27 protein-coding genes are annotated in these 26,691 nt (G+C 66.1%); 19 read left to right on the top strand and 8 right to left on the bottom strand.

The window, feature by feature from the left end; genetic code table 11:
- A partial coding sequence (gene ruvB, locus MUO23_10360) for a Holliday junction branch migration DNA helicase RuvB (GenBank protein MCJ7513356.1) occupies positions 1–1,021 on the bottom strand: 1,021 nt, incomplete at its 3' end.
- A gap of 213 nt (positions 1,022–1,234) precedes the next feature.
- On the opposite strand from ruvB, the gene MUO23_10355 reads away from it, so the two are divergent.
- From MUO23_10355 to MUO23_10345, 3 genes are all read left to right on the top strand, one after another.
- Complete coding sequence (locus MUO23_10355; GenBank protein MCJ7513355.1) at positions 1,235–2,116, top strand: hypothetical protein; 882 nt, start codon at positions 1,235–1,237, stop codon at positions 2,114–2,116.
- Between the two features lie 350 nt (positions 2,117–2,466).
- Entirely contained in the window at positions 2,467–5,154 is a 2,688-nt protein-coding gene (locus MUO23_10350) for a valine--tRNA ligase (protein ID MCJ7513354.1), read from the top strand.
- Between the two features lie 78 nt (positions 5,155–5,232).
- On the top strand, positions 5,233–6,702 hold the full coding sequence (locus tag MUO23_10345; GenBank protein MCJ7513353.1) for a class A beta-lactamase-related serine hydrolase: 1,470 nt from the start codon (positions 5,233–5,235) through the stop codon (positions 6,700–6,702).
- Between the two features lie 182 nt (positions 6,703–6,884).
- Here MUO23_10345 and MUO23_10340 read toward each other — a convergent pair whose 3' ends face one another.
- The gene (locus MUO23_10340) at positions 6,885–8,900 is read right to left on the bottom strand and encodes an MFS transporter (GenBank protein ID MCJ7513352.1); all 2,016 of its coding nucleotides are present in this window, start codon (positions 8,898–8,900) and stop codon (positions 6,885–6,887) included.
- 397 nt (positions 8,901–9,297) lie between these two features.
- On the opposite strand from MUO23_10340, the gene MUO23_10335 reads away from it, so the two are divergent.
- The 4 genes from MUO23_10335 to MUO23_10320 are packed head-to-tail and all read left to right on the top strand — an operon-like array spanning position 9,298 to position 12,004.
- The gene (locus MUO23_10335) at positions 9,298–9,537 is read left to right on the top strand and encodes a 4Fe-4S binding protein (protein ID MCJ7513351.1); all 240 of its coding nucleotides are present in this window, start codon (positions 9,298–9,300) and stop codon (positions 9,535–9,537) included.
- A gap of 27 nt (positions 9,538–9,564) precedes the next feature.
- Complete coding sequence (locus MUO23_10330) at positions 9,565–10,659, top strand: 3-methyl-2-oxobutanoate dehydrogenase subunit VorB (GenBank protein ID MCJ7513350.1); 1,095 nt, start codon at positions 9,565–9,567, stop codon at positions 10,657–10,659.
- Positions 10,656–11,450 carry a thiamine pyrophosphate-dependent enzyme gene (locus MUO23_10325; protein ID MCJ7513349.1) on the top strand — a complete coding sequence of 265 codons (795 nt, stop codon included), beginning with the start codon at positions 10,656–10,658 and terminating at the stop codon, positions 11,448–11,450. The genes MUO23_10330 and MUO23_10325 overlap by 4 nt, the downstream gene beginning before the upstream one ends.
- Positions 11,450–12,004, top strand: coding sequence for a 2-oxoacid:acceptor oxidoreductase family protein (locus MUO23_10320; GenBank protein ID MCJ7513348.1), 555 nt, complete (start codon positions 11,450–11,452; stop codon positions 12,002–12,004). Before MUO23_10325 ends, MUO23_10320 begins: the two co-directional genes overlap by 1 nt.
- 188 nt (positions 12,005–12,192) lie before the next feature.
- On the opposite strand, the gene MUO23_10315 is transcribed toward MUO23_10320, so the two are convergent.
- Complete coding sequence (locus MUO23_10315; protein ID MCJ7513347.1) at positions 12,193–12,792, bottom strand: zinc ribbon domain-containing protein; 600 nt, start codon at positions 12,790–12,792, stop codon at positions 12,193–12,195.
- A gap of 46 nt (positions 12,793–12,838) precedes the next feature.
- Between MUO23_10315 and MUO23_10310 the strand changes: the two genes are divergently transcribed.
- Positions 12,839–13,456 (top strand): SH3 domain-containing protein, encoded by a 618-nt coding sequence (locus MUO23_10310; protein MCJ7513346.1) that lies wholly within the window; start codon positions 12,839–12,841, stop codon positions 13,454–13,456.
- Here MUO23_10310 and MUO23_10305 read toward each other — a convergent pair.
- The 3 genes from MUO23_10305 to MUO23_10295 all read right to left on the bottom strand — a co-directional run bounded on the left by MUO23_10305 (position 13,453) and on the right by MUO23_10295 (position 15,021).
- Positions 13,453–13,848, bottom strand: a complete 396-nt coding sequence (locus MUO23_10305) for a DUF2203 domain-containing protein (protein MCJ7513345.1) — start codon at positions 13,846–13,848, stop codon at positions 13,453–13,455. The two genes, MUO23_10310 and MUO23_10305, sit on opposite strands and share 4 nt — an antisense overlap.
- A 69-nt stretch (positions 13,849–13,917) precedes the next feature.
- Positions 13,918–14,322 (bottom strand): iron-sulfur cluster insertion protein ErpA, encoded by a 405-nt coding sequence (gene erpA, locus MUO23_10300; protein MCJ7513344.1) that lies wholly within the window; start codon positions 14,320–14,322, stop codon positions 13,918–13,920.
- Positions 14,323–14,379: 57 nt separating this feature from the next.
- Complete coding sequence (locus MUO23_10295; GenBank protein MCJ7513343.1) at positions 14,380–15,021, bottom strand: ArsR family transcriptional regulator; 642 nt, start codon at positions 15,019–15,021, stop codon at positions 14,380–14,382.
- Positions 15,022–15,170: 149 nt separating this feature from the next.
- Between MUO23_10295 and MUO23_10290 the strand changes: the two genes are divergently transcribed.
- The 11 genes from MUO23_10290 to mdh all read left to right on the top strand — a co-directional run bounded on the left by MUO23_10290 (position 15,171) and on the right by mdh (position 24,924).
- Complete coding sequence (locus MUO23_10290; GenBank protein ID MCJ7513342.1) at positions 15,171–15,800, top strand: NADH-quinone oxidoreductase subunit B; 630 nt, start codon at positions 15,171–15,173, stop codon at positions 15,798–15,800.
- A gap of 37 nt (positions 15,801–15,837) precedes the next feature.
- Positions 15,838–17,589, top strand: a complete 1,752-nt coding sequence (locus MUO23_10285) for an NADH-quinone oxidoreductase subunit D (GenBank protein ID MCJ7513341.1) — start codon at positions 15,838–15,840, stop codon at positions 17,587–17,589.
- 37 nt (positions 17,590–17,626) lie between these two features.
- Positions 17,627–18,220, top strand: a complete 594-nt coding sequence (locus MUO23_10280; GenBank protein MCJ7513340.1) for a 4Fe-4S binding protein — start codon at positions 17,627–17,629, stop codon at positions 18,218–18,220.
- A gap of 21 nt (positions 18,221–18,241) precedes the next feature.
- Positions 18,242–18,619, top strand: coding sequence for a hypothetical protein (locus MUO23_10275; GenBank protein ID MCJ7513339.1), 378 nt, complete (start codon positions 18,242–18,244; stop codon positions 18,617–18,619).
- A gap of 85 nt (positions 18,620–18,704) precedes the next feature.
- A complete protein-coding gene (locus tag MUO23_10270; protein MCJ7513338.1) occupies positions 18,705–19,790 on the top strand; it encodes an Mrp/NBP35 family ATP-binding protein in 1,086 nt (361 codons plus the stop codon).
- Between the two features lie 110 nt (positions 19,791–19,900).
- Entirely contained in the window at positions 19,901–20,821 is a 921-nt protein-coding gene (locus tag MUO23_10265) for a hypothetical protein (protein MCJ7513337.1), read from the top strand.
- 5 nt (positions 20,822–20,826) lie between these two features.
- A complete protein-coding gene (locus tag MUO23_10260) occupies positions 20,827–21,537 on the top strand; it encodes a PIG-L family deacetylase (protein MCJ7513336.1) in 711 nt (236 codons plus the stop codon).
- 32 nt (positions 21,538–21,569) lie between these two features.
- The gene (locus MUO23_10255; GenBank protein ID MCJ7513335.1) at positions 21,570–22,466 is read left to right on the top strand and encodes a helical backbone metal receptor; all 897 of its coding nucleotides are present in this window, start codon (positions 21,570–21,572) and stop codon (positions 22,464–22,466) included.
- 79 nt (positions 22,467–22,545) lie between these two features.
- A complete protein-coding gene (locus MUO23_10250; protein MCJ7513334.1) occupies positions 22,546–22,725 on the top strand; it encodes a hypothetical protein in 180 nt (59 codons plus the stop codon).
- A 267-nt stretch (positions 22,726–22,992) separates the two neighbouring features.
- Positions 22,993–23,976, top strand: coding sequence for a selenide, water dikinase SelD (gene selD, locus MUO23_10245; protein ID MCJ7513333.1), 984 nt, complete (start codon positions 22,993–22,995; stop codon positions 23,974–23,976).
- A gap of 18 nt (positions 23,977–23,994) precedes the next feature.
- On the top strand, positions 23,995–24,924 hold the full coding sequence (mdh, locus tag MUO23_10240) for a malate dehydrogenase (protein ID MCJ7513332.1): 930 nt from the start codon (positions 23,995–23,997) through the stop codon (positions 24,922–24,924).
- Positions 24,925–25,114: 190 nt separating this feature from the next.
- On the opposite strand, the gene MUO23_10235 is transcribed toward mdh, so the two are convergent.
- Both MUO23_10235 and MUO23_10230 read right to left on the bottom strand, forming a co-directional pair.
- A complete protein-coding gene (locus MUO23_10235; GenBank protein ID MCJ7513331.1) occupies positions 25,115–26,248 on the bottom strand; it encodes a LysM peptidoglycan-binding domain-containing protein in 1,134 nt (377 codons plus the stop codon).
- A gap of 76 nt (positions 26,249–26,324) precedes the next feature.
- Positions 26,325–26,691: HAD family hydrolase (locus tag MUO23_10230; protein ID MCJ7513330.1), on the bottom strand; the 367-nt coding region annotated here is incomplete at its 5' end.

The following is a 26,691-nucleotide window of genomic DNA, read 5'->3' as shown; positions in this document are numbered from 1 at the left end:
GCAGACGGGGCTGGGGATGCTCAGGCACCTCGACCCCCAGGTGCTGATAGGCCAACGGCGTGGCGGTTCTCCCCTGAGGGGTACGGTCGATGAACCCCAGCTGGAGAAGATAGGGCTCGATCACATCCATAATCGTGTCCGGCTCTTCGGAGATCGAGGCTGCGATCGTCTGCAGGCCGACCGGCCCGCCGCCGAACTTGACGACGATAGTCTCCAGCACCCTGCGGTCGGTGTCGTCCAGCCCCAAGGCGTCGATATCCAGCAGCGCCAGGGCCTCCGATGATACCCCCCGCGTGATCCGGCCATCGGCCCGCACCTGGGCGAAATCCCGAACCCGCCGCAGCAGTCGCAGGGCGACTCGCGGGGTACCGCGCGCCCGGCGGGCGATCTCGTGCACGCCGCCGGGGTCAATGTGGATGACCAGCGCCCGGGCGGCATGCTCCACAATGCGCTCCAAGGCCTCCGGCGTGTAGTAGTCGAGGCGGTAGGTTGCGCCGAAGCGCCCGCGCAGCGGAGCGGAGAGCAGCGCCAGGCGCGTCGTCGCGCCGACGACGGTGAAGCGCGGCAGGTTCAGCCGAATTGAACGGGCGCTCGGTCCCTTGCCGATCACCAGGTCGAGACAGTAATCCTCCATCGCCGGGTACAAGATCTCCTCGATCGCCCGGCCCAGACGGTGGATTTCGTCGATGAAGAGCACATCGTGCTCGCGCAGATTGGTCAGGATCGCCGCCAGGTCACCGGCACGCTCAATAGCGGGACCTGAGGTCGGGCGCAGGTTGACCTGCATTTCGTTGGCCAGGATGTGAGCCAAGGTGGTCTTGCCCAGCCCGGGGGGCCCGTACAGCAGGACGTGGTCGAGGCTCTCGCCGCGGGTGCGGGCGGCCTCGATCAGGATGCTGAGGTTCTCCTTGACGCGATCCTGGCCGATCATCTGGCCGAGGGTGCGCGGCCGCAGGCTGAGGTCTTCCGTGTCGTCCGCGGCCGGCGTCGAATTGAGGAGGCGGTGCTCGCTGTCTCCCACGGCGGCGATTATACTGGATGCTCCCGGCAAAGGCACTTTGTCGGCGTCCGCCTCGTTTGACGCCCGATTCGTCCTTGTCTATACTCGCCGGGCTGGCGATGGACCTCGGGGGCGATCCCCCGGCGCTGGAGGTTGGCGAGCGTGATTGGCTTGGGGCTTCGGCAGGTACAGGAAGCGCTCAATCGCAGGGCGGACGCATGCCAGCGAGATTTCGTGAAGCTCAGCGAACAGCTGGATGCTTTGGGACGGAAGACGCTGGAGGTCGGCCCGGACGAGCGTCAATCGCTCCGGGACGAGCAGAACCAGCTGCGTCAACAGCAGCAGGAGTTGGCTGTCGAGATCAACGAGTGGCGGGACCGAGCCCGGCGGGTGCTGCAGCAGAACAGCCAGTCCGGTCTGCGCGACTACCTGAATGGGCTGCTCGAGTTGGAGGACCCCGGGGTGACGGCCTCGGTGCAACATGCCATGTACCTGTTGGACGCCCCGGAGGATGAGCTGGCCGGGTTGGCCGACTCCTCGTTCGATATGGCGAAACTGACCGCGGCGGGGAGGCTTCTGCAGCGGGCTCGGGGCGAGTACGACATGCGCGGCAGCGACTCGGCCCCCCGGCGCCGGGCGGCGGTTGAATTCGCCAACCGGCCAGGCGTCGGCCAGGACGATGCCTTGCTGGCCGAAATTGAGGCTGCCGCCAACGACCCCGACCCATTGGTGCGCGAGGTCGCCGTGCTGACTGCGATCCAGCTTCACCGCTTTCGTGCAGTGCGAGTGGCCGACCTGAATGTGGCGCACGCCTCGGTTCAGCGGCTGGCTACGCTGAACGACCGCAGCGCAATCCCCGTGCTCATTGAGATCGTCGAGAAGCCGCGCACAGGCTACCTCGAAAGCGAGCAAGGGGCACAGGAGATAGAGAACAGCCGTTCCCGTCTGGTGGCCCTGCTGCGCCTGATCGAGTGGCATACTCCGGACGCCAAGCAGGCGGTGCGGGCCCGGCTCTTCGACCGGGATGATCAAATCGTGCGCGCCGCCGAACGTGCCCTGGAGCTGTTCCCGGGGGAATGGACCGGTCCCCTCAGGGGGAACGTCGACGCTGGCTGACGCCCGGGGCTTTGACAGGCGCATGCCCGCCTGCTAGAATCGCCCCAATCCCACAGCCGGTGTCCGAGAGGAGCAGGCGGTGCGGCGCCGCAAGAGACGGAGCGGCCGTTGGCTGAGAGCCCCCACTGCGTCCGCCGCCGCCGGGCGCTCGGATTCGACGCCGAAGAAACCGGGGTCACCCGGGAATAGACCGGGGCGCGCAGCCCGTCAGCGCCCAGAGCCAATGCGGTTGGGTCCGAGTGCATCCCGCCCGGGCGGGGTGAACCGAAGTGGTACCGCGGAGTCCTGCCCTCCGTCCTCGCGGACGGAGGTTCTTTTCGTCTCCGCCGGCGGGCCTTGAGGAGGCTGCCATGCCCGAGTTCAGCATGCCCAAGACCTACGACTTCCGCCAGGTTGAGGAGCGGCTGTACCAGATGTGGAGTGCGGCCGGCTACTTCCGGCCGCGCCTCGCCGAGGGACGTCAACCGTTCGTCATCTCGATGCCGCCCCCCAACGTTACCGGGGAGCTGCACCTCGGCCATGCGATGTTCGTGGCCATGGAAGACCTGATGATCCGCTACCACCGCATGCTGGGCGACCCGTCGCTCTGGGTGCCGGGCAGCGATCATGCCGGGATTGCCACCCAACTCCAGGTCGAGAAGGATCTGCTGCGGACCGAAGAACTCACCCGGGAGGAGATCGGCCGGGCGGCGTTTGTCGAACGCACCTGGGCCTGGAAGGCCAAGTACGGCGGGATGATCACCCGCCAGCTGCGCCGCCTGGGGGCCTCCTGCGATTGGGACCGGGAGAGGTTCACGCTGGATGAGGGTCTTTCACGAGCGGTGCGTGAAGCCTTCGTCCGATTGTACGAGAAAGGGCTGATCTACCGCGGCACGTACCTGATCAACTGGTCGCCGGGGCTGAAGACCGCCGTCAGCGACCTGGAAGTCGAATACAGCCAGGAAGAGGGTCGGTTGTACTACTTCAAGTACATGATCGCCGGCAGCGACGAGTTCATCCCCGTCGCCACCACCCGTCCCGAAACCATCCTGGGCGACACGGCCGTCGCCGTTCATCCCGATGATGAGCGCTACCGGCATCTGATCGGCAGGACCTGCCTGGTCCCGATCCTCAAGCGCACGATTCCAGTGATCCACGATAGCTACGTGGATCGGGAGTTCGGCACCGGCGCCTTGAAGATTACGCCCGGGCATGATCCGGCCGACTATGAGATCGGGCAGCGCCACGGCCTGGCGATCATCAATCTGCTCAACACCGATGCCACCATGAACGAGAACGCCGGGCCGTATGCCGGCCTCGACCGCTACGCCTGCCGTGAGCGCCTGTGGGCGGATATGCAGCAGGTGGGCCTGGTCATCAAGACCGAGCCGTACACCCTGCAGGTCCCCCGCAGCCAGCGGGGGGGCGAGGTCGTCGAGCCGATGATCTCAACCCAATGGTTCGTGCGCATGCAGCCGCTGGCCGACCCGGCGCTGCAGGCCATCCGGCGCGGCGACATCCGGATCGTGCCGGAGAGGTTCACCAAGGTCTACTACAACTGGCTCGAGAATATCCGGGATTGGTGCATCTCCCGCCAGCTGTGGTGGGGTCATCGGATTCCCGCCTGGTACTGCGAAGCCTGCAGCGCGATGACGGTCGCCCGAGAGGATCCGAGCCAATGCAGCCAATGCGGCTCGGCTCAACTGCATCAGGACCCCGACGTCCTGGATACCTGGTTCTCCGCCGGCTTGTGGCCGTTCTCGACCCTGGGCTGGCCGGAGGATACTCCCGACCTGCGCAGCTTCTATCCGACCAGCGTGCTTGAGACCGGCTACGACATCCTGTTCTTCTGGGTGGCGCGGATGATCATGCTGGGCCTGGAGTTCACCGGGAAGGCTCCTTTCCATACCGTTTACCTGCACGGGATGATTCGCGATGGGCAGGGCAAGAAGATGAGCAAGACCCTGGGCAACGTTGTTGACCCCCTCCAGCTGATGGATGAGTTCGGAACCGATGCCCTGCGTCTGACTTTGCTCACTGGCTCGACCCCAGGCAACGATGTCAACCTGAGTGCCGAGCGCGTTGAAGGCAATCGCAATTTCGCCAACAAGGTCTGGAACGCGACCCGGCTGGTTGTGGCCAGCACCACCCGTGCCTCGGCCAAACCCGAGGCGGCGGCCGAGCGCTCACTCGCAGACCGCTGGATCCTGGCTCGGACCCAGCAGGTGGTGGCTGAGGTCGGGCGCCTGTTCTCGATCCACCAGTACGGCGAGGCCGGACGGCAGGTGTACGAGTTCTTCTGGGGGGAGTTTGCGGATTGGTACCTCGAACTGGCGAAGCTGGAGCTGGAGCAGGGTGAGGCGGCTGCCTGGCGTGCGGCTCAGACCATGGCGGCCGTCCTCGACACCTGCCTGAGGCTGCTGCATCCGTTCACCCCCTTCGTCACCGAGGAGGCCTGGCAGCGGCTGAAGGACGCCTGCCTCCAAACCCCGGCAGGGTACACGCCGGCGAACGGCTGGGAGCAGGCCCTGATCGTGGCTGCCTGGCCAACGCCCGCAGCCGACGGCGCCATCGACCAACCGGCGCTCGAGGCATTCCAGATCCTGCAGCAGCTGGTCTCGGCCATTCGGAACGTGCGGGCGGAGCGTGGGATTGACCCGAAAGCCAGGATTCCGGCTTTGATCGCGGCTGGCGAGCAAGCCGGGTTGGTGGAGTCTCAGCGTGGCGCTCTTGCTGCGCTGGCGCGGCTCGATCCGGCGCAGATCCAGATCAGCGGCGGGACCCTGCAGCCCCCACCCGGGTCAATTCCGCTCGTCGCGGCCAACATCGAGGTCTTCCTGCCGCTTGAGCAGCCGGCCGACCGCGGCGCGGAACGCCAACGGTTAGAACGCGAACTCTCCCAGGCGCAGAGTCAGGTAGCGCGCTTGCAGGCGCTTCTCGACGGTCCGTTCGTTGGGCGGGCGCCGGCGCCGGTTGTCGAGAAGGAACGCGCCAGCCTCGCATTCCACCAGGAATCGGTCCGCAAGCTAGGCGACCAGCTGTCCCTCCTCGAGGGCTAGCCGCAGCGGGGCAGTCTTTCGGCGGGGTAGAGAAGGCTGCGTGGCCCTGCGTGATATACTGCGCGGCCTGGAGCGACGATGCGGCGGAATGGCCCGAATTGGCTGCGATGGATATCAATCAGCCTGCTGGTTGCCGGGGCGGCCTTCAGCTTCTATTTCCTGATTGCCTTCAGCCGCCAGCGCACTCGCCTGCCGCCCTCCCTGACCATTGGCGGCATCCCCGTCGGCGGCCTCGGGCAGGCGGCCGCCTCCGAACGCCTGCTGCAGGCCTACGGCACGCCCGTTGAGCTGCACTACGGCGATCGGTTGATCCTGCTGTCGCCGGCGGCCACGGGTTTTCGCCTGGACACCGAAGCCATGATGGCCGCCGCCGAGCTGGCTCGGACCGGCGGCGGTTTCTGGGCCGGCTTCTGGGACTACCTGTGGAACCGTTCCGGGGAGCCACAGGATATCCCTCTCCGCTTTGAGGTGTCCAGGAGCCAACTGGAAACCACCCTGCTGGACATCGCCCTGCGCTACGATCAGCCTCCGGTCCCGCTCCAGCCAATCCCAGGCTCCACCAATTTCGGCGCCGGTGTCCCGGGAAGGGTGCTCGACCAGGGGCGGGCGGCTGAGATGGCGGAAGAGGTGTTGCGCAGCCCGACCAATCGGCGCCTCAACCTGCCCGTGGTCCAGCGCAACGCCGCCCCGCCAGGGCTGGAGGTCCTTCAGACCCTGCTCGAGCAGAATATCGACCTGGCCGGCTTCGACGGCCTGACCGTGATCTACCTGAAGAACTTGAAGACGGCCGAGGTGCTTCACTTCGGACGGTTCCGCAATCAGGCCATTGAGCTGGAGCCGGATGTCGCCTTCACCGCGGCCTCGACCATCAAGATCCCGATCATGGTCGCCTATGACCGGTTCTTCGACGAGCCGCTCGGCGAGGAGGCCGACCGGTGGCTGAAGGAAATGATCACGCTCTCTGGGAATGACCCGGCCGATTGGCTGATGGATCAGATCGACCGGGGCCGGGGACCGCTGGTCGTGACCGATGTGCTGCGCGAGATCGGACTCGAAAACACCTTTCTGGCCGGTTACTTCCGCCCCGGGGCGGAACTACTGCGCCGGTTCACCACATCTGCCAACCAGCGTGTCGACATCAGCACTCAGCCGGACATCTACAACCAGACGACGGCCTCCGAGATCGGGATGCTGCTATCCGATATCTACGCCTGCGCTTCCGGGGGCGGCACGCTGCGGGCGGTGTTCCCGGAAGGGATCCAGCCCTCCGAGTGTCGTAAGATGCTGGACCTCTTGGCGCAGAACAAGATCGGCGTGCTGCTGGAGGCCGGAGTACCCGAAGGGACCCGGGTCGCGCACAAACACGGGTGGACGGAATCACCGCTGACCTGGCTGAGCGACGTCGGGGTGATCTACACCCCCGGGGGCGACTACGCCATCGCCGCTTTCATGTGGAACGACCGCGAGATGATCTGGGAACCTACGTCGCGGCTGATGGCGGACCTTTCGAGAGCAATCTACAACTATTACAACCCGCCCACGGGTTAGGGGGGCCGGTTCGGCGGGTGAGTCCGTGTTCGGGCTCGTTGAAGCCGCCGAGTACTGAGCATTGCACCCCAGCTGGCGCCGCAGCGCCCACAGCTTGTCGAGAGCGACAAGGCGCCTCCCGTCGCTGCGCCCGTTTCTGCCCGGCCCCGAGCCCGGCTGGGACTGCCAGGGCGGGCGTCACCTCAAGCCTGCGGTCCAGCCAGGTCATGCGCGCCCAGCAGGGCCACGTCTTCGGCCGCCGCCCGGCGACGCCCCTCGCCGATGTCTACCCGAGAGAGCAGGAACCCGCCCACCAGGAAGAAGGCGACAATGCTCAGCACGGCCGGTCGGCTGCTTCCGCTGGACGCCGCCACGGCGGCGAAGATGAGCGGCCCGAGGATGGCCGAGAACTTCTCCATGACCCCGAACAAGCCGAAGAACTCGCCGCTCTTGGCTGCCGGGGACAGGCTGGCGTACAGGCTGCGGCTGAGGGCCTGACTGCCGCCCTGAACCACGGCGACCATCCAGGCCAGGAACCAGAACTCGACGACCGAATCCAGACGGAAGCCCCAGGCGGCGATCACGGTGTACACCCCGAGGGCCAGCAGGATGGAGCTCTTCGTGGTTAGGCGTTCGGCGAGAGGCCGGACGAGCCCCTTGAGCAGGTAAGCCAGCGCCAGACCGACCGCCTCCACCGCCAGGATCATTCCCAGGATCAGCGGGAGCGAGGACTGGCGCCCAGGCGGCTGGACTTGAATCGACACCAGGCTGATGCTCGTCCCTTGGCTGAGCGGATCGCGCTCTCCCGTATTGCGGAGAACGAGAAGATGCTCGCCCGGGCTTTCGGCTTCGTAGCGCGCAGACGCATCGTAGCGCGGCGTCCGGGCGTAGGCGTTGATTGTCGTCCGGTCCCCGGTGTCGGGGTCGAACAGCGGCGCCCCGTCGAGATCGACCGTCCAGACCCCGGCGTCCGGTCCGGTGGCGTAGATCAGCGCCAGACGCTGGCCCTCGAAGTGAAAGGCGACCTCGGCCCCGGCGGCAGAACTCGCCTGGTAGGCCAGGTCAGATTCCTGCCCGATGGTCTCGGCCGCGACCATCACGGGTTCCCACGGACCGAGGTAGTCGAGGTAGGGGGAGTCGGCGAAATGGACGCCCTGCCCGGCGTGCCCGGGCCCGCCGGGGAAGGCAGGCTGGGGCGCCCCGCTGGCGGTCGGCGAAAGCAGCCGGGAGGCGGCCAATCCAGTTACCGGCAAGGCCACGAGGTTGAACAGCACAAACGCCAGGTAGAAAGCGCGGCGCCTTTCGTTGGGATCGGGCAGCCGCCCAAAGATCAGGCTGAAGGGGATACCGACGAACTGCACCAGCAGCAGTGCCAGAACGAGTTCAATCGCGCCGAAGCCCAGCTCGGCGCCATAGATGGCAGCCACGCCGATGATGGTTCCAATGCCATCGTTGTAGATCAGGAATGCGAGCAGGAACTTGAAGAGCTCGCGGTACTGGCGGATATCGCCCAGCGTCGCCGCCAGTCGTCGGAAGCTGGCGGAAAGCACCGCCCCCCCCGGAGCGAGGGCCGCGGTTGCCGCCGGAGGTTCAGGCACCCAGCGGAAAATCGGCAGAGAGAACACTGCCCACCATGCGCCCACGCTGAGAAATGAGAGCCGCGGTCCCCAGGTGCCCGGCAGCATCTGGATCATGACAACATTGATGGCGAGCAGGATGCCGCCCCCCAGGTAGCCCATGGCATACCCGCGGGTGGAGACGCGGTCGCGGTCCTCGGGGCGGGCGACGTGCGGCAGCAGGGCATCATAGAATACGTTGGCGGCGTTGAACCCGACTTTGGCCAGGATGAACAGCAGGGAGGCCATCAGCCAGTCGCCCGCCTGTACAAGCACCAGCAGTCCGGTCCCGATCACCCCGATAGCGACAAACAGCGCCAAGAACCGCTTCTTGCTTCGGGAGATGTCCGAGACCGTGCCCAGGATGGGAGCCAGCACGGCTGCAATCAGCAACGAGATGCTGAGGCCGGCGCCCCAGTAAGCGGTGGCCATGGCCGAGGTGGGGAGGGTGGCGCCGGCGACCTGGCTGTAATAGATCGGGAGAATGGCAGCCAAGATGGTGGTGGCAAAGGCCGAGTTCGCCCAGTCGTACATGGTCCAGGCAAAGATGCGTCGGCGATAGAGGGTCGGGCTGATCGCTCCGGCGTCGGCGGTTGGGTCCATCTCTCGACTCCTGTGGTCTTGGCGGGCGGCGGAGAAGGCCGCGACCCGCGGCTTCAGGATCATCGAAGGGCCCTCAGCCCCAGGCTGATGCCCTTGGTGCCCAGTGTAGCCTGGGAGGCGCAGCGGCAGCAATCGCCAAAGGCTGGCGTCAAGGCAAGCGTGGGACGTCCCGCCGTGACAGCTCCGGCCTTCTCGAAGGCCTCCGTCCGCGGGCGCGGCCGGCCTCCCGGGGAAGGTAGAATCCGCCCGGGAGCCGGCGGAGAAGCCCGGCGACTGTCAGATCAGACTAATTGGGTACAGGAAGTTTGTTTGGGCCCCCCATGACTCATGGCACTTGAGCCGCCGGGGCCGGCGAGGCTACCGTTGAGCGGGGGCGGATGGGTCAGGAGGTTGCTGGATGGCCAAAGGCCGGATTGAAGTCAGTGCAGCGCTGTGTAAGGGCTGCGAGCTGTGCACGACGGTGTGTCCGAAAGACCTGATCGTCATGGCAACCGATCACTTCACTCCCAAGGGGTATCATCCGGCCATGCTTCAGGATTCGGAAGGCGAGTGCACTGGCTGCGCGATCTGCGCCGTGATCTGCCCGGACGCGGCGATCACTGTTTTCCGCTGGGTCCCCGCCGAAAAGGCGGCCTGATCCCTGAAGGCGTCGAGAGGCGACACCGTGACCAAAGAGATGCTGGAAGGCAACGTGGCCTTCGCCGAGGCGGCCGTTCGCGCCGGGTGTGAGGCCTATTTCGGCTACCCGATCACGCCCCAAACCGAAGCCCTGGAACACATGTCTCGCCGCCTGCCCGAGCTGGGCCGAGTGTTCCTGCAGGCAGAGAGTGAAGTGGCAGCGATCAACATGGTCTACGGCGCAGCCAGCGCCGGCGCCCGGGTGATGACGTCGTCCTCCAGCCCCGGGGTGAGCTTGATGATGGAGGGACTGTCGTACATTGCCGGCTCCGAAGTGCCGGTGGTGCTGGTAGATGTGATGCGCGGCGGCCCCGGCCTGGGCAACATCGCACCCTCGCAGGGCGACTACAACCAGATCGTCAAAGGCGGCGGCCACGGCGATTACCGGCCGATCGTGCTCGCCCCGGCCACGGTGCAGGAGCTGATCGACCTGACCTATGAGGCGTTCGACCTGGCGGAGAAGTATCGCTGCATCACCATCGTGCTCGCCGACGGCAACCTGGGCCAGATGATGGAGCCGGCCGAGCTCCCCCCGATGCGCCCGGTGCGCCGGGTCGAGGACCGTCCGGCCTGGGCCCTGACCGGGGCCAAGGGAAGAGCTCCGAACGCGATTAGTTCGATCTACATCGACCCCGCCGAGGAGGAGGTCTTCAACCGCAAGCTCCAGGCCAAACAGGCTGAGATCGAAGCCCGAGAGGTGCGCACTCGCGAGCTCTGCCTGGACGATGCCGAACTGGCGGTGGTGGCCTTTGGCACCGCCGGGCGGATCGCCCAGTCGGCCGTCAAGACCGCCCGCGAAGCCGGCGTGCGGGTAGGTCTGCTGCGGCCGATCTCTCTGTACCCCTATCCGTACCAGCGCATCCGGGAGCTGGCCTCCCAGGTCAAGGGCATGCTCGTCGTCGAGATGAATTCCGGCCAGATGCTCGACGATGTGCGCCTGGCGGTCGAGGGCCGGGTGCCGATCCGGTTCTATGGCCGGATGGGGGGCATGGTGCCAATGCCGGATGAGGTGCACGACGAAATCCTGGCTTTGCAGGCTTCGCTCTCCCAGCTGGCCTCGCCGAGGGAGGTTGCCCAATGACCGAGACCGGCATGGTCGAGTCCCTGATCTACACCAAGCCTGGCTCGCTGATGCCCATCGGCACTCACTACTGCCCGGGCTGCACCCACGGTATCGCCCATCGCCTGATTGCCGAGGTCCTGGACGAGATGGGGCTGCGCGAGATCACGATCGGGGTCGCACCCGTAGGCTGCGCCGTGTTCGCCTACAACTACTTCAACACCGACTTCGCCGAGGCGGCCCATGGCCGGGCGCCAGCAATGGCCACCGGGATCAAGCGCCTCAACCCGGGCAAACTGGTCTTCACCTACCAAGGGGACGGCGATTTGGCGGCCATCGGCGCTGCGGAGATCCTGCATGTCGCCGCGCGGGGTGAGAACATCACGGTCGTCTTCATCAACAATGCCGTCTTCGGGATGACCGGCGGGCAAATGGCGCCCACGACCCTGCCCGGGCAACGGACGACCTCCTCTCCCACTGGGCGGGATGTCGAGACCCAGGGCTTCCCGATGAAGATGTGCGAGGTGCTCTCCCAGTTGGATGGCAGCGCCTACATCGTCCGCCGTAGCCTGCACGACGTCGCCAACATCCGCAGGTCGAAGAAAGCGCTGCGGACCGCATTCGCTGCCCAGCAGCAGGGCCTGGGGTTCACCATGGTTGAACTGTTGTCGACCTGTCCGACGAACTGGGGAATGAAAGCAGATGAAGCCCTGCACTGGGTTGAGACGCACATGATCCCTGCCTACCCCCTCGGCGATTACAGGGTTCACCCCGCGGTGCATGAGCCGCGGGGAGGGGATCGGAGCAAGTGATGCAGACCGAAATTGTGGTTTCCGGATTCGGGGGGCAGGGAGCGCTGTTTGCAGGGCAGCTGCTGGCCTTCGCCGGGATGGACAGCGGCAAGTTCGTCACCTGGATCCCGTCCTACGGTCCGGAAATGCGGGGCGGGACGGCGCACTGCACAGTGATCGTCGGAGATGAGGAGATCGGCTCGCCGGTGGTCCGCCACCCCAAAGCCGCCATCGTCATGAACCTGCCCTCGCTCGACAAGTACGAACCGCTGGTCCACCCTGGGGGGGTCTTGGTTGTCAATGCTTCTCTGGTCGATCGGTCCCCGAGGCGCGGCGACATCGACTGGGTGATGGTGCGCGGCAATGAGGTGGCCGAGGAGCTGGGTGACAAGCGGATGGCAAATGTCGTGCTGCTGGGGGCGCTGCTGAGCCTGCTGCCGGCGCTGACGTTGGATGAGCTTGCCGAGGCCCTGCGCAACCATATCCCTGCCCGGCGCCGCTCGCTGCTGGACGCCAACCTGAAGGCTCTCCACGAGGGCGCGGCCCTCGCCGAGCGCGACCGGGTTCTGGCCTGAACTCCGCGCCGCCGGGAAGGCGGCTTGGGCCACCGCGGCCGCCAAGCTGCGCCCGCTCAGGCGAAGTCGACCCGCCGGAGAGCGGGCACGCCTGCTCCCGTCTCAAACCCGATCACCGAACCAATGCCCTTCGGACTAGCCAGTTCGGCGGCTTTGCTTGTAGAGTCGCTGGAGTGCCTGGCGGGCGATCAAACCACCGGGGCGCCACACTGCGGGCAACGGTCCCCACCCGAGGCGAGCAAGTTGCCGCACTCGCGGCAGGCAGACGGCTGCACCGGCCCGAGCGGCGCGCCACAGGCGGTACAGGCAGGGGCGCCGACCGGATTGGCGGTCAGGCAGTGGGCGCAGGTGAGGCGGCGCAAGCGCTCGGAGAGTTCATGCGAGGCGCCCAGCGTTTCGGCCGTGAGATCGATCGTCTCCCAGGCGCGGTCCGTCATGCCCAGGGCGGCGATGTCTTGAGCCAAGTCATCCACCCGACTGACGAAGGAGATCGGCTTCAACAGAGCCATCAAGGCTGTTGCCCCCAGACTGGCGGCCACGCCCAGCCAGTCCTGGCGGCCCATGCGGACCAGCACGCCGTCTTCGACGGCGGTCAGATGCACGGCCAGCGCGGTACGCCCACCCGATGTCGGGTGACGACTGCTGGCAATCTGCACCACAACCTGGTCGCCCGTGCCAATCTGCTGGGCTTCCAGGTCTCCATGGCCGAAGTTCGCCACGAGGGCTTTGGCGAAATCGGCCGGCTCGATCCGCCCGTAGTACACTCGCTGTTCAACCGGTCTGTCCATCCGCGGCGCCTCCGGTCTGCGCCTGCATAGTATAATGTCCCCCCGCATGCCTAACAACGCATCTACCCTGAGGCGCGTTCTTGCCCGCATCGTGCTGGGTGGTGTCTGGTTGCTGGCTTTCGCCTGGAGCGCGGGGCAGGCGGCGGCTTCGCCGCTGTCCCAGGTGGCGACCGTCACCAGCACCCCCGCTGGACCGAAGGTTCTGGTCCCCGATCAGGTAAATGTCCGTCTCGGTCCCGGAACCAACTTTGACCAGGTCGGGGTGTTGAACTCCGGCCAGGAGGCGGCCGCCATCGGGCGTTCACCCGGTGGCGACTGGATCATGATCACCTACCCCGGCGTGCCCGGGAACGTGGCCTGGGTGTATTCCCCGCTGGTGCGGCTGGTCGACCAGGGCGCCAACGTGCTGCCGATCGTCGAGCCGCCGCCAACCCCGGCGCCGCGCATCACGCCCACGATCGATCCGACCCTGGCCTCGCAGTTCAATCTGGGTGCCGGGCTGGCGACACGCTTGCCGACGTACACCCCGCCGCCGCCGCCGGTCTATCCGACCTTCGAAGCTGGCAGCTTGTCGGGTACCGCAATTCCGCCGATTCTGCCGATCGCCGGCCTGGTGATCATCGGAGCTTTCGGCTTGCTGGTCTCGGTCTTGCGCGGCCGCTAGATTCCATCCAGCGGCTGCCGACCGGGAAGGCCAGCGTACTCTTCGTGCCAGAAGCCAATCTCCACCTCACCGTGCATCCAGCACAAGAGCACGACGCGCCCGTCTCGCAGGGCGGGGAAATCCAGCAGACCCCGGGCGACGTCTTTGACCAGGACGCCCTCCGACTGGATCGTGACCAACGCTCGCTGCAGGCTGCCCATCAGGCTGACCATTGCGGCGGACGGGCGACTTCCTCCGTTGCGGGCCAGCCTGTCGCTGACCCGGCGAACGGAGGGCGCCAGCACCTGCAGTTCCCGAGACGCCCGCACCATCTCGGCGACCGCCGGTCGGATGCGGGCTAGAACCCGCTGGGCGTGCTCCAGGGTGAAGAGGATCGGACCAGTCTCCGGCATTGAGCCCATCCAAAAGCAAACGCAGGTCGGACCGCGACCTGCGTTTGGTGTGCGTTTCAGGCGACGTTCCTAGCCGCAATCACAACCGCCGGATGACTGGCTGTCGGCCTGGCCGGCGGTGCGGAAGGAGTGCCCGCAGCCGCAGGAAGCGACGGCATTCGGGTTCTCGATCTTGAAGCCTCCCCCCATCAGGTCGTCGACGTAGTCGATGGTGGCTCCCCCGAGATAACCGATCGACACCGGGTCGATGATCACATCCACCTCCCCGGCGCCTAAGCGCAGGTCATCCTGGCGCGGCTGGCCCTCAAGCGCCATCCCGTATTGCAGGCCGGAACAGCCGCCGCCGGAGACGAAGATTCGCAGGCCGTAATCGGGCAGGTTACGCTCGACTAGCAGGCTGCGCACCCGGGCCGCGGCCGCAGGGGTCAACGTGATGTTGTGAGTCTGGATGTCCGAGACCGAGATTGTTTCCACTGTGACCACCCTCCACGCCACGCCGGTGTCCCCGGCAAGAATAGTTCCTAAGCATGTCTATTTTATCCGGTAAGCAGGCAGCGTGTCAACCGCAACCCGGAACTCGCAGTCCGGGTCGCCCCGAGCGAAGGTGTGCTCGAGGGTCACACTGGCGCCGAGCAGCCCGCCCAACAGGCTGGTGTCAAACTGGCACAGCGCCGGCGAATGGATTGCGGCGGACCAGTAGGGGCAGTGCGTCAGCCTCAGCTGGCCGGCCTCCTGCGAACCCGTCCACGACGGGAAGTAGCCCCGGGTCTCAAGAGCCTGTAGGCAGAGGTCTCGGCGGGCCGGCAGGCCGTCCGGCCACCCCTCGGCCAGTCGGCGAGCCAGATCCCGAGCGCTCCCGGAGAGGATGCGGGCCGCTTCCGCCTCAGGCACCGTCTGAAGCAGATGGTCGACCAGTCGACAGGCCAACTCCGCGTAGTTCTCCGGGAGGAGATCGTCGGCCAGCGGAGTCAGGCGATAGACCTTCTCGGGGCGGCCGGGTCCCCGCAGGTGGCGGCGGGGGAGGGCCTCCACCAGGCCGGCCTGCTGCAGGGGGGCAAGATGGTGGCGAACCGTCACGCTGGTTCTCCCGAGGGCGCGGCCCAATTCGACCACGGTCGAGTCACGATGCTGCTTGAGGTGGCGCACGATGGCAACTTGCGAGGCGTCGGTCACGCAGGCCATTGTAGGGTTGGAGTTGAATTTTGTCAAACGACATATCAGAAATTGAGCCGAAGCTTGACACCCCTGCTCGCACGGTTATAATTCCCCGCTGGGGGCCCAAGAACCCAAGCTCGCGGGCCCCCCGCCGCGAGGAAGGCCAGATGCCAGACGACCTGAGCAACCCCGAGTATCCGATCCCCGAAGACCTGCGCGGACAGGTAACGATTACAACCCTGGACAAGATCTACAACTGGGGCCGGCGGTCATCTGTCTGGCCGATGTTCTGGGGCCTGGCCTGCTGCGCCATCGAAATGATTGCCACGGCCACCAGCCGCTATGACATGGCCCGCTTCGGCATGGAGGTCATGCGGCCCAGCCCCCGCCAGACCGATCTGATGATCATCTCGGGGACCGTGACCAAGAAGCTGATCCCCCAGATCGTCCGGCTGTACAACCAGGTCCCCGAGCCGAAATACGTGATGGCGATGGGGGCCTGCGCTTCCGGCGGCGGACCCTTCAAGGAAGGCTACAACGTGGTCTCCGGCGTGGACCAGTTCCTGCCGGTGGACGTTTACGTCCCGGGCTGCCCGCCAACTCCGCAGGCGTTGATCCATGGCTTCCTGGTGTTGCACAAGAAGATCGCAGCCCAGCCGATCAAGGCTATCCCCGGTTACCAGAAGGCCGCACTCGAACCGCTGCCGATCCCGGTCCTCGGCCCGGATCTGATCAACCTGCGCGACCTGCCTCGAATCCCGGCTGCCGCTTCCGGCTCCGGGCCGGAGGAAGCCTGACGATGTCCGGCCAGAGCCAGGCGAGAGGTCCCCAGCGATGACTGATCAGCCGATCGATGTGCATGTTGACAACCTGGAGACGCGCTTCCCCGGGATGGTCAGCCAGGACAGCCGTCAGGGGTATACCGGCTATCTCGTCAAGCCCGAAGGCCTGACCGCTTTCGCCACAGCCTTGCGCGACCAGATGGGCTTCCGCTACTTGTCCTCGGTGACGGCCGTGGACTACCTCGCCGAAGACCTGATGGAGGTCGTCTACCACGCCTATCGCCTTGAGGGCGGCCCAGCCCTGGTCTTCAAGACCCAGGTGCCGCGGCAGGAGCCGCATGTGCCGTCGCTCGTGCCGCTGTTCCCCGGCGCCGAGTTCCAGGAGCGCGAAGCGTGGGACTTGTTCGGGGTGCGCTTTGATGGACACCCCGACCTGCGGCGCATCCTGATGTGGGAGGGCTTTGGCGGGCACCCGATGCGCAAGGACTGGCACGAGGCCTACTACGAGGAAGAAGCCAAACCGTTCAAGAATCGATGGCCGGAGGGCCAGGTCTACCGGATCGAGGACAAGGTGCCCTACGGCCACAACGTCAGTTATCCCTCGGAGTTTTCGCCCGAGGGGTGGGTCCCGCAAGAGGACGTCGCTCTGTACGCCGGGCTCGGGAAGATCCAGGGCAATGGCGACGGGAGCGGTGGCGGGCTGGACACGGAACAGATCGTCATCAACCTCGGGCCGCAGCACCCTTCGACCCACGGTGTCTTCCGGATGGTTGTCCGGCTGGATGGCGAGACGGTCGTCGACCTGCGCCCGGTCATGGGCTACCTGCACCGCAACCACGAGAAGCTCGGCGAGCGCAATACCTTCCTGATGAACATGCCGTTCACGGATCGTCTCGACTACTTGTGCTCGATGAGCAACAACTTTGGCTACGCCTTGGCCGTCGAGAAGTTGATGGGAATCCAGCCTCCTGAGCGGGCGGACTACATCCGGGTGATGATGGCCGAGCTGACCCGGATCATCAATCACATGCTCGCAATCGGCTTCCTGCTCAACGATCTGGGAGCTTACTTCACGCCGGTCATGTACTGCTTCAATGAGCGTGAGCTGATCCTGGACGTCTTCGAGGCGGTCTCGGGATCCCGCATGATGTGCAACTACTTCCGCTTCGGCGGCGTGGCCCGCGATCTGACCCAGGACGCCTTCGGCATGGTCAAGAGGCTGGTCCAGGAACGATTGCCGCCCAAGCTCGATGAGCTGGAACGGTTCTTGGTCAAGAACGAGATCGTGCGCGAACGTTCAATCGGCGTCGGGGTGCTGAGCGCCGAGCAGGCCATCGCCCTGTCGGCGGCCGGCCCGGTGCTGCGCGCCTCCGGCGTGCCGTACGACGTGCGGCGGGCTGAGCCGTACTCGATCTATGACAGGCTCGAATTCGACGTGTGCACCCGACAGCATGGGGACATCTACGACCGCTTCCTGATCCGGTTTGACGAGATGCGGCAGAGCCTGCGCATCCTGCAGCAGGTTGTGCGGGATCTGCCTCCCGGCGAGATCATGACCGGCAAGCCGCAATACCAGGTGCGCGTCCCGGCCGGTGAGTCGTATGGCCGGGTCGAGAATCCCAAGGGCGAGTTGGGCTTCTACCTGGTTTCGAATGGGAAGGCCAATCCGTATCGCTACCATATCCGCTCGCCCTCGTTCATCAACTTAACCTCGCTGGCACAGATGTGCCGGGGGCAGAAGATCGCGGATGCCGTGGTGATCCTGGGGTCGATTGACATCGTCTTGGGCGAGGTCGATCGGTAGGCGGACGGGTCCTGCCGACCGATCGCTGGAGTGAGGTATGTACGGAAGCGGCGTGATCAAGGGCATGCTAGTTACGGGCAAGCACTTCCTCGACACCTACATCGAGGACATCCGCTACCTCGGCCGCCGGTCGGAAAGTCTCGCCACCCGACAGAGCACCAAAGCCAAGGGTGTGTTCACGGTTCAGTATCCGGAGGAACGACTTCCGGTTCCGGAGGAGTTCCGCTTCATCCCCTTCCTGGTGTATGAGGAAGGGCCCGATGGGCAGAGGCAAGACCGCTGTACATCGTGCGGCATCTGCGCCAAGGTCTGCCCGCCGCAGTGCATCTGGATTGTGCGTTCGGTCAATCCGGAGACACGCCGGCCGATCCCGGCGCCGATGGAGTTCTTCATCGACGTCGACATCTGCATGAACTGCGGGTTGTGCGCCGAGTACTGTCCATTCGACGCCATCAAGATGGATCACGACTTCGAACTCTCCACCTATGATCGAGCCCGGACGAACATCTTCGACAAGCAGCGCCTGTCCAAGCCGGTCTCGTACTACGCCTCGATCCGCCCACAGAACTACCGGCGGGAAGAGACGGTCCGGGCAGAGAAAGAGGCCGCCAAGGCAGCCAAGCCGGCCTGAGCACTCACCGAGAGGTGTGCCGTGTATCAGGACGACACTGACATCCTTTTCCCTATGCGCGTCGCCCCCACCTTGCGGAATCTCCGGGGGACAACCTGGCGCGAGCTGGTCGATCGCGCCTGCTGCTCGCCCGATGCTTCCGAGGACCAGCTCGCTTTTTCCCTGCTGTTGATTCGGCTCAGCGGCTGCATCAGTTGTCACACCGACTCCTTCCGGGCGATGCGGGGTTGTACGGCCTGCGCCTCCCAGTCGGTGCGTCGCTTTCGCGGCGATGAGAGCGAGCTTGTCCGCCAGTTCGAACGCGCCCGGACCGAGGTCATCGGTTACCTCAGCCCTAGCCCGCAGCTAGCCTCGGCCTCGCTCTTCAATGAGCCGGGCGGGGCTCAGAGCCAGCTCTGAGCGCCCCTCTCCCGCCGGGTTGTCTTGGCCGAGTACCGGCCGCGTGCCTGCGCTTCTGACGTACGCCGAATGGGAGTGAGTCAATATGCCCGATGAATCCCGCCCGACCCAGGCTGCCATCCTTGCTGCCCTGGCCAGTGTTCAGGAGCCTGAGCTTGGCCAGGATCTGGTGGCGCTGGGCATGATCAAGGACCTGCAGATCCGGGGCGGGGAGGTTGGCTTCTCTCTCGAACTGACCACCCCTGCCTCTCCGTACAAGGCCCAGCTGGAGACCGATGCCCGTCAGGTGGTCCTGGCGGTGCCAGGGGTCACGCAAGCCGAGGTGCGCCTGACGTTCGCCGTCCGCTCCGATGGACGGACACGAGGCCAGCCGGGACAGCCGATCCGCAATGCGGTGGCGGTGGCCTCGGGCAAGGGCGGGGTGGGCAAGACCACGGTGGCGGTCAATATGGCCGTCGCCCTGGCCGAGGCCGGCGCCAAAGTCGGTTTGTTGGACGCCGACATCTATGGCCCGAACGTGCCAACGATGATGGGAATCCAGTCACTGCCCGAACCGGTCCAGGGCAAGCTGGTGCCGGCCGAAGCCTTTGGCGTCAGAGTGATGTCCATCGCTTTCCTCGTTCCCCCGGGGCAGCCCCTGATCTGGCGCGGTCCAATGCTGCACTCAGCCATCCGTCAGTTCATCGCCGACGTGGCCTGGGGGGAACTGGACTACCTGATTGTCGATCTGCCGCCCGGCACCGGCGATGCCCAACTCAGCCTGACCCAGACGCTGCCGCTGTCCGGGGGCGTGATCGTGACCCTGCCGCAGAAGGTCTCGCTCGAGGATGCGCGACGCGGGCTGGAGATGTTCCGCACCATGGACGTGCCGCTGCTGGGAGTGGTCGAAAACATGAGCTACCTGGAGCTGCCGGATGGAACGCGGTATGACGTCTTCGGCCAGGGAGGCGGCGAGGCTCTTGCCCAGCAGGCCGGCGTGCCGTTCCTGGGAGCGATCCCGATGCAGGCCGAGGTGCGCCTCGCCGGCGACTCCGGGAAACCGGTCGTGGTCTCGCACCCCGAGGGCCCGGTGGCCAGGGCGCTGGTCTCAATCACTCAGCAGATCGCGGCCCGGCTCAGCCTGCAGGCGACGCGTCAGCCGGCCACAATTCCCCTGGAGATGGTGGACTGACCTCGCCCGCCAAGGTGCAACGGGTGGGACCTGTGGATCGCCTGGCGGGGTGCCAGGCTTGGATGTGCTATGATGGCGCCACTGTGGATGGTATCGACGGATGATGTTACATGAGTGATACGACTGCTGCGTCCCGGGTCGTGGCTGTGCGCTTCCAGCCATTGGGCAAGCTGTACTACTTCGACGCCGCCCAAGTCGACGACCTGCGTCCCGGGGATCAGGTGTTGGTCAGCACTTCCCGCGGCCGGGAGATGGGCGAGGTCGTTAGCTACGTCACCGATCCGGGAGCCCCGTCCGAAGGCAGCTGGAAGCCGATCGAACGCCGGGGAACCGCCCAAGAACTTGTGCTGCGGCGAATGTGGCAGCGGCGTGAGCTTGAAGCCATGATCGAATGCCGCGCCCGGGCGGCGGAACTAGAATTGAGCAGCATCAAGATTGCCCGGGCCGAGTTTTCGTTCGATGGCTCGCGCTTGGTGCTGCTGTACAGCTCGGAGGGCGACGAGAAGGTCGACCTGAAAGAGCTGCGCCGCCAAATGCAGCGCACCTACCGCAAGTCGCAAGTCGAGACCCGCTTGGTCGGACCACGCGACGTGGCCAAGATCCTGGGCGGAATGGGCGCCTGCGGGCTGGAGGAGCGTTGCTGCTCGCGCTTCCTGACCGAGTTCAGCCCGATCTCGATCAAGATGGCCAAGGCGCAAGGGATCTCTCTCAACCCCCAGGAGATCACCGGGATGTGCGGTCGGCTGCGCTGCTGCCTGGTCTATGAGTATGAGCATTATGCCGAGGCTCGCAAGCACTTGCCAAAGCGAAACAAGCGCGTCATCACCCCGATGGGAGAAGCCAAAGTGCACGACGTCATTCCGCTCAAGGAGGCGGTGATCGTGGTGTTCGACGACGGCCGGCGGGCGGAGTTCCTCAAGCACGAGATCCAGCCCTATGAGGAATTCAAAGCCTTGGAGGCCAAGTCCAAGGCGCCCTGCGACAAGCACCAAAACGGCGAGTGCGATTGCGGGCGGGCCCCGGTCGGGTAGGCGGAATGCAGCCCGCCGCGCCCGCAGCCCGCGTCCTGGTTGTCCTGGCTCACCCCGATGATCCGGAGTTCTTCTGCGGCGGGACTCTCGCCCTGTGGGCGCAGGCAGGCAGGCAGATCGAGTACTGTCTGCTCACCCGGGGGGACAAGGGCGCCGACGACGGGACCGATCCCGCTGGACTGGCCGCTACCCGCCAGGCCGAACAACGGGCGGCAGCCTCCATCCTGGGCGTGAGCCAGGTCCACTTCCTTGACTATCCTGACGGCTATCTGGTCCCCGACCTGGACCTGCGGCGTGAGGTGGTGCGGGCCATCCGTCAGGCCAAGCCCACGGTGGTGGTCACCTGCGACCCGACCAACTTCTTTCCGAGCGATCGCTACATCAACCACCCGGACCACCGGGCGGCGGGACAGGTCACGCTGGACGCGGTGTTCCCGGCAGCCGGCTCGCGGATGTTCTTCCCCGAACTGCTGCAGGAAGGGCTTGAGCCCCACAAGGTATCCCAGGTGTACGTTGCCATCCCGCAAACACCCAATACGGTCATTGACGTGACCGCGTTCTTCGACCGCAAGATTCAGGCCTTGCGCCAGCATGTCAGCCAGATCGGCGACCCCGAGGCCCTGGTGAGCCGCCTGCAGGATCGAATGCTCGATCCAGCCAGCCCGCCCGAATCCCCGCGCTATGTTGAGCGCTTCCGCCGCATCGATCTGGCCTGATCCGGCCTGCCATCTCGCAGGCTGGCGGCTCCATGGCTGACCCCATGCCCGGCGGAAATGGCCATTCCGACCTGCTGGTGTTCCGGCAGCCGCCGCAACGGGTGGTGTGCCTAGTCCCCTCGATGACCGAGAGCCTGTTTGAGCTGGGGCTCGGCGAGGTCGTGGTCGGGGTGACCGACTTCTGCCGGCCGCCGGCGGCGCGGGCAACGGTAGGGGGGACGCGGTCTCCCGAGATCGACCGCATCCTTGCCCTGACGCCGGACCTGGTGATCGCCAACCAGGAAGAGACCTCCCGGGAATCCGTGGAACAGATGCAGTCGCTCGGTCTGAGGGTCTGGCTGAGCTTTCCCAGCAGCACGGCGGAGGCGATCCAAGTGCTGTGGACGGTGGTGGAGTTGTTTCGCGCCAGCCCGGCGATCCCGCGGCTGAAGACGCTGGAGATAACGCTGGAGTGGACCCGGAGCGCAGCGAACGCGGGGCGTATGGCTCGGGTCTTCGCCCCGATCTGGATGGAGGACCATGAGCAGGCTGGGACTTGGTGGATGACCTTCAACCGCCAGACCTATGCCCATGACGTGCTGGCATGCTGCGGCGGTGAGAACGTCTTTGCCGGGCGCGACCGCCGATACCCGCTCGAGGCGGACCTTGGGCTGGCCTCCCCCCAGCCGCCCGGTGAGCGGGACGTGCGATATCCGCGCCTGCGTCCGGAGGAAGTGGTTGCGCAGCAGCCAGAGATCATCCTCCTGCCTGACGAGCCCTACGTCTTCTCCGACCCGGAGGTAGACCGGCTGGTAGAGCTTCTCGCCGGCACGCCGGCGGTCCAACGAGGCAGGGTGCATAGGATCCCAGGCCCGCTGATCACCTGGCATGGCACTCGCCTGGCTCAAGCGCTGATCGAACTGCCGCCGCTGCTGCGCCCGAGCGACTGAGGGCGCCGCGGGCAGATCCGCTCTTGACGGTCGTGTGCCCAGCCCCTAGAATTCTGCTGTCGGTGCCTGGAGGGTGAGGATGGTTCAAGGTTTGTGGAAAGTGCTCGTGCCCACTCTTGTGGCGATGGGGATCGGCAGCGTGTTCGGTCTGCTGATCGGTGTGTTGGTGGATAACGTCCTATTGTGGGTCCTCCTGATGGCCGGCGCCGGGGCCATGCTGGGGATCGCCTTCGGCTATGGGCTGCTACCCGAGTCGTAGGCATTCCCCGTTCCGCTGGGCGCGCCGGAGCGTTGCCGCCCAGCCTGGCGGGTGTGCGGCGGAGGGCTTTGGCGGAGCAGGCCGCCGGATCCCGGCCGATGGCAATGGGCCAAGGCCGGCGGCATGTCCGGGCGGCGGACCGGTTGACGATGGACATAGGCAGCCATGAGCGCACCCAGGGCAACCTCAGGACGGGAGGTCCGGCTCACCAGCCTGTCCTCCTGTGCCGGTTGAGCGTCCAAGCTAAGCGCTGAAGCGCTGGCGCAGGTGCTGCGCCCCATTCAGGAGATCTTCCGCCCGGAAGACTATCCTGACCTGGTGCTTGGGCTATCAACGCCGGACGACGCTGCCGTCTGGCGGCTCGACGATACGACCGCTCTCGTTCTGACGACGGACTTCTTCACGCCGGTCGTCGACGATCCCTACGAGTACGGTTCGATCGCGGCCGCCAATGCGCTATCGGACCTGTATGCCATGGGGGCGACGCCGTTCCTGGCGTTGAACATCGCTGCCGTGCCGGTCGATCTTGATCCCGAGGTGGTGCAGGAAATCCTGCGCGGAGGGGCTGACAAGGTGCGCCAGGCAGGGGCCGTGATCGCCGGCGGCCACACCGTCCAGGACAAGGAGCCCAAGTACGGCCTGGTGGCAGCCGGCATGGTTGCCCTGGAGTCGCTGATGAGCAAGGGCGGAGCCCGCCCCGGCGACGGCCTGGTGCTGACAAAGCCCCTCGGGACAGGCGTAACGACGACGGCGCTGAAGCGCGGCAAGGCCCAGCCCGAACATGTCGCCGAGGCTGTGCAGTGGATGCAGTCCTTGAACCGGGAAGCGTCGCAAGTTGCCCTGCGGCATGGCGTGCGCGGCGCCACCGATGTCACCGGCTTCGGCTTGCTCGGCCATGCCTGGGAGATGGCCCAGGCCTCCGGGGTTGGGCTCGAGTTGCACGCCCCGGACATCCCCTTGCTCTCGGGCGCGCTGGGCTACGCCGAAGCCGGCAACTACCCGGGCGGCAGCGTGGACAACCACGCCTACTTTGGGCCGAACGTTGAATTCGAGGCCGGCATCCCGCTGCCCTGGCAGATGCTGCTGTTTGATGCTCAGACCTCAGGAGGCTTGCTGTTGTCGGTCGCGCCTGACGACCTTGAGCCCCTGCTGTCCTCGCTGCGTGCGGTCGGCAAAGAGGGGTGGCAGATCGGCTGGGTCGCAGCCGGCCGGGGGATTCGTGTCAGCCGGGCGCCTGTGCGCCCGGACTGAGCCCGGGAGGAAGCCAACATGGCGAAGGTCACCATCATCGGCGCCGGACAAACCGGCGCCACCACCGCCCACTGGCTGGCTGAACGCCAGCTGGCGGATCTGGTGCTGATCGACGTCGTTGAGGGTCTTCCCCAGGGCAAAGCGCTGGATTTGCTCCAGTCGCTGCCGATCGTCGGCTCGGATGTGCAAGTCGTCGGCGCCAACGACTACGCCGCCAGCGCCGGCTCGGACATCGTCGTGATGACCGCCGGCTTGCCGCGCAAGCCAGGGATGAGCCGGGAGGACCTGCTGGCCGCCAACAGCCGGATCGTGCGCGAGGCGGTGACGAGTGCGATGGAGCACTCACCGCAAGCGATCCTGATCATGCTCACCAATCCGCTGGATGCCATGGCGTTTCTGGCGATGAAGGTCACGGGCCTGACACGCCGGCGTGTAATCGGCCAGGCGGGGATCCTCGACTCGGCGCGCATGCGAGCCTTCGTGGCTGAAGAGCTACAGGTCAGCGTGCAGAACGTCAACTGCTATGTGCTTGGCGGGCACGGCGATGACATGGTTCCGCTCACGCGCCATTCGAATGTGGCGGGCGTCCCGCTCTCCGAAGCCCTGGCGCCGGAGCGCCTGGCGGCAATCGTCCAGCGCACCCGCGACGGCGGGGCGGAAATCGTCAGGCTTCTGAAGACGGGCTCTGCATTCTATGCGCCGGCGGCGGCCCTGGCGCAAATGGTCGAGGCGATCTTGTCCGACCGGCATCTGATCGTGCCGGCTTCGGTCTACCTGGAAGGGGAGTATGGCCAGCACGGCATCTTCTTCGGGGTCCCGGTGCAGCTCGGGCGCAAGGGGATGGAGAAGGTGATTGAATACCGGCTGGAGTCGGATGAGCAGGCCGCGCTGGCGCAATCGGCGGCGCGCGTAGGGGAAACCATTAAGGCGCTTGGACCGGTCCCCTGAAGGCGGCGTCGGCGGCCCTGGCCGTCTCTGGTCAGGTTGACCCAGCCACGTTCTCTCTGAGTAGGCCCAGTTCGCGGTATTGAGCGGCCCGGTAGACGGCCCCCGATGCCAGGCCGGCCGGATCCCCGCTCCGCGCCTGAGGCCGGATTGCCAACCATCAGCTTGGTGGGCGGGCGGTGGCCCGCCAGGCTCAGGGGGTCGGGGTGGCAGCGCTGGTGGCTGCGCCTGACCAAGCGAACACCCGCCTCGCGCTCAGGGCACCGGCCTCCTCAAAGCGAGGCTCGCCGGCTGCGGTCGTGCCCACCTCACGCACCACGACCACCCACCAGCGGAAGACGTGAGGCGTAGCCTCCGGGGGCCTTAGACTCACCGGCACCAGGTACTTGGTGTCGGTCACGTAGGCAATGTCGCGGACATTGCCGGTGCCGTCGGTGATGTCATCGATCGTGACTTTGTAGCGCTCGTTCTCGCGAAGCTCACCGACCGAGGCCCACTGCAGGGCCACGCTGTCATTCGCCAGCGTGAAGGGTTCGCCGTCGCGCGGCAGCAGCAGATTCGGGGCCGCGTAGGGCGGTGGCGGAGTGGCGGTGGGGGAGGGGCCCGCCGTCGGGACCCGCTCACATAGCGGGATGACCAGCACCTGGCCGACGAAGACCGTCTCGCCGGTCATTCCGTTGAACTCCATGATCGCCTGCATCACAACGTTGTAGTTCTGGGCGATGGCGCCCAGGGTGTCGTTGGCCTGGACGGTATAGGTGATCGTCTCGCAAGCGGCCCGGGTGGCTTCCTCAGGGGGCAGGGTGGATGTCGGCGGCGGCAAGGGCGTCGGCGTGGGCTGAGGGACCAGGATCTGCTGTCCGACGGACAGCAGGCAGTCCGGGCTCAAGTTGTTGATCTCAATGATCGATCGCACTGCGACCTGGAAGCGGAACGCCAGGCCGCCGCAGGTATCGTTGGCGACGATCGTGTACTCCAGTGGTGGCAGCGCTGTTGGCGTGGGGACGGGAGTCTCGGTGAACGTCGGCGCCGGAGTCAGGGTGATGGTGGCGGTCGCCGAGGCGGTTGGGGTGGGGGTGCGTTCCCCGCCGACGCCAGTCAGGCGAGTGGCGGCGAAGGTAATGCCGGCGGCGAGCAGGGCAAACACGGCCAGCAGCCCGATTGCTATCGGAAGGGACAGGGTCAGCTGCGAGCTGCGGCGGAAGGACTGCCGCGAAGCGTCGTTCTTGAGTTCCGTCCCGCAAACCACGCAGCGGGTTGCGCTCGGCGCCAGCCGCGTGCCGCAAGTGGGACATACCCGTGAGGTTGAGGGGCCCTGATCTAGCATGCAGCGTGTGCCTCAGGCGTGTGTGCGGGAAATGGCATTATACCAGCAGGGTGGGTTCGGGGCGCCGAGCCCTGGGCTAGTCAGCCGGCGCACCGTCGAGGCCAAGGACCGGCGCCACGGTCCGCATGTCCAGGATCACGTTCTCGACGTGCTGCCACAGCTCGACTCCCAGGTCGGCGGCGGCGGCCTCGATCTGCCGCCGGTCGATGGCGGCGGCAAAGCGCGTGTCTGCCCATTTCTTGCGGACCGACTTGGCAGTCAGGTCGAGGACCGACTGCGACGGACGCACCAAGGCCACGGCAGTGATCAGGCCCGTAAGCTCGTCGCAGGCGTACAGGCACATCTCCATCCGGCTTTGCCGCGGCACGCCGGTATGTTCGGCGTGGCTGAGGATGCAGCGGATGACCTCCTCGGGCACGCCGCGCTCTCGCAGGATGGGGGCT

It is taken from the genome of Anaerolineales bacterium, from assembly GCA_022866145.1.
Lineage (GTDB): Bacteria > Chloroflexota > Anaerolineae > Anaerolineales > E44-bin32 > PFL42.
Note: the sequence above shows the minus strand (reverse complement) of the source record. Positions and strands in the feature narration are given on the sequence as shown.

Coding starts and splice junctions, on each gene's coding strand:
- MUO23_10350 (MCJ7513354.1), top strand. CDS start 2,467: ATGCCCGAGTTCAGCATGCCCAAGACCTACGACTTCCGCCAGGTTGAG.
- MUO23_10345 (MCJ7513353.1), top strand. CDS start 5,233: ATGCGGCGGAATGGCCCGAATTGGCTGCGATGGATATCAATCAGCCTG.
- MUO23_10340 (MCJ7513352.1), bottom strand. CDS start 8,900: ATGGACCCAACCGCCGACGCCGGAGCGATCAGCCCGACCCTCTATCGC.
- MUO23_10335 (MCJ7513351.1), top strand. CDS start 9,298: ATGGCCAAAGGCCGGATTGAAGTCAGTGCAGCGCTGTGTAAGGGCTGC.
- MUO23_10325 (MCJ7513349.1), top strand. CDS start 10,656: ATGACCGAGACCGGCATGGTCGAGTCCCTGATCTACACCAAGCCTGGC.
- MUO23_10320 (MCJ7513348.1), top strand. CDS start 11,450: ATGCAGACCGAAATTGTGGTTTCCGGATTCGGGGGGCAGGGAGCGCTG.
- MUO23_10315 (MCJ7513347.1), bottom strand. CDS start 12,792: ATGGACAGACCGGTTGAACAGCGAGTGTACTACGGGCGGATCGAGCCG.
- MUO23_10310 (MCJ7513346.1), top strand. CDS start 12,839: ATGCCTAACAACGCATCTACCCTGAGGCGCGTTCTTGCCCGCATCGTG.
- MUO23_10305 (MCJ7513345.1), bottom strand. CDS start 13,848: ATGCCGGAGACTGGTCCGATCCTCTTCACCCTGGAGCACGCCCAGCGG.
- MUO23_10290 (MCJ7513342.1), top strand. CDS start 15,171: ATGCCAGACGACCTGAGCAACCCCGAGTATCCGATCCCCGAAGACCTG.
- MUO23_10285 (MCJ7513341.1), top strand. CDS start 15,838: ATGACTGATCAGCCGATCGATGTGCATGTTGACAACCTGGAGACGCGC.
- MUO23_10280 (MCJ7513340.1), top strand. CDS start 17,627: ATGTACGGAAGCGGCGTGATCAAGGGCATGCTAGTTACGGGCAAGCAC.
- MUO23_10270 (MCJ7513338.1), top strand. CDS start 18,705: ATGCCCGATGAATCCCGCCCGACCCAGGCTGCCATCCTTGCTGCCCTG.
- MUO23_10265 (MCJ7513337.1), top strand. CDS start 19,901: ATGAGTGATACGACTGCTGCGTCCCGGGTCGTGGCTGTGCGCTTCCAG.
- MUO23_10260 (MCJ7513336.1), top strand. CDS start 20,827: ATGCAGCCCGCCGCGCCCGCAGCCCGCGTCCTGGTTGTCCTGGCTCAC.
- MUO23_10255 (MCJ7513335.1), top strand. CDS start 21,570: ATGGCTGACCCCATGCCCGGCGGAAATGGCCATTCCGACCTGCTGGTG.
- MUO23_10250 (MCJ7513334.1), top strand. CDS start 22,546: ATGGTTCAAGGTTTGTGGAAAGTGCTCGTGCCCACTCTTGTGGCGATG.
- mdh (MCJ7513332.1), top strand. CDS start 23,995: ATGGCGAAGGTCACCATCATCGGCGCCGGACAAACCGGCGCCACCACC.
- MUO23_10235 (MCJ7513331.1), bottom strand. CDS start 26,248: ATGCTAGATCAGGGCCCCTCAACCTCACGGGTATGTCCCACTTGCGGC.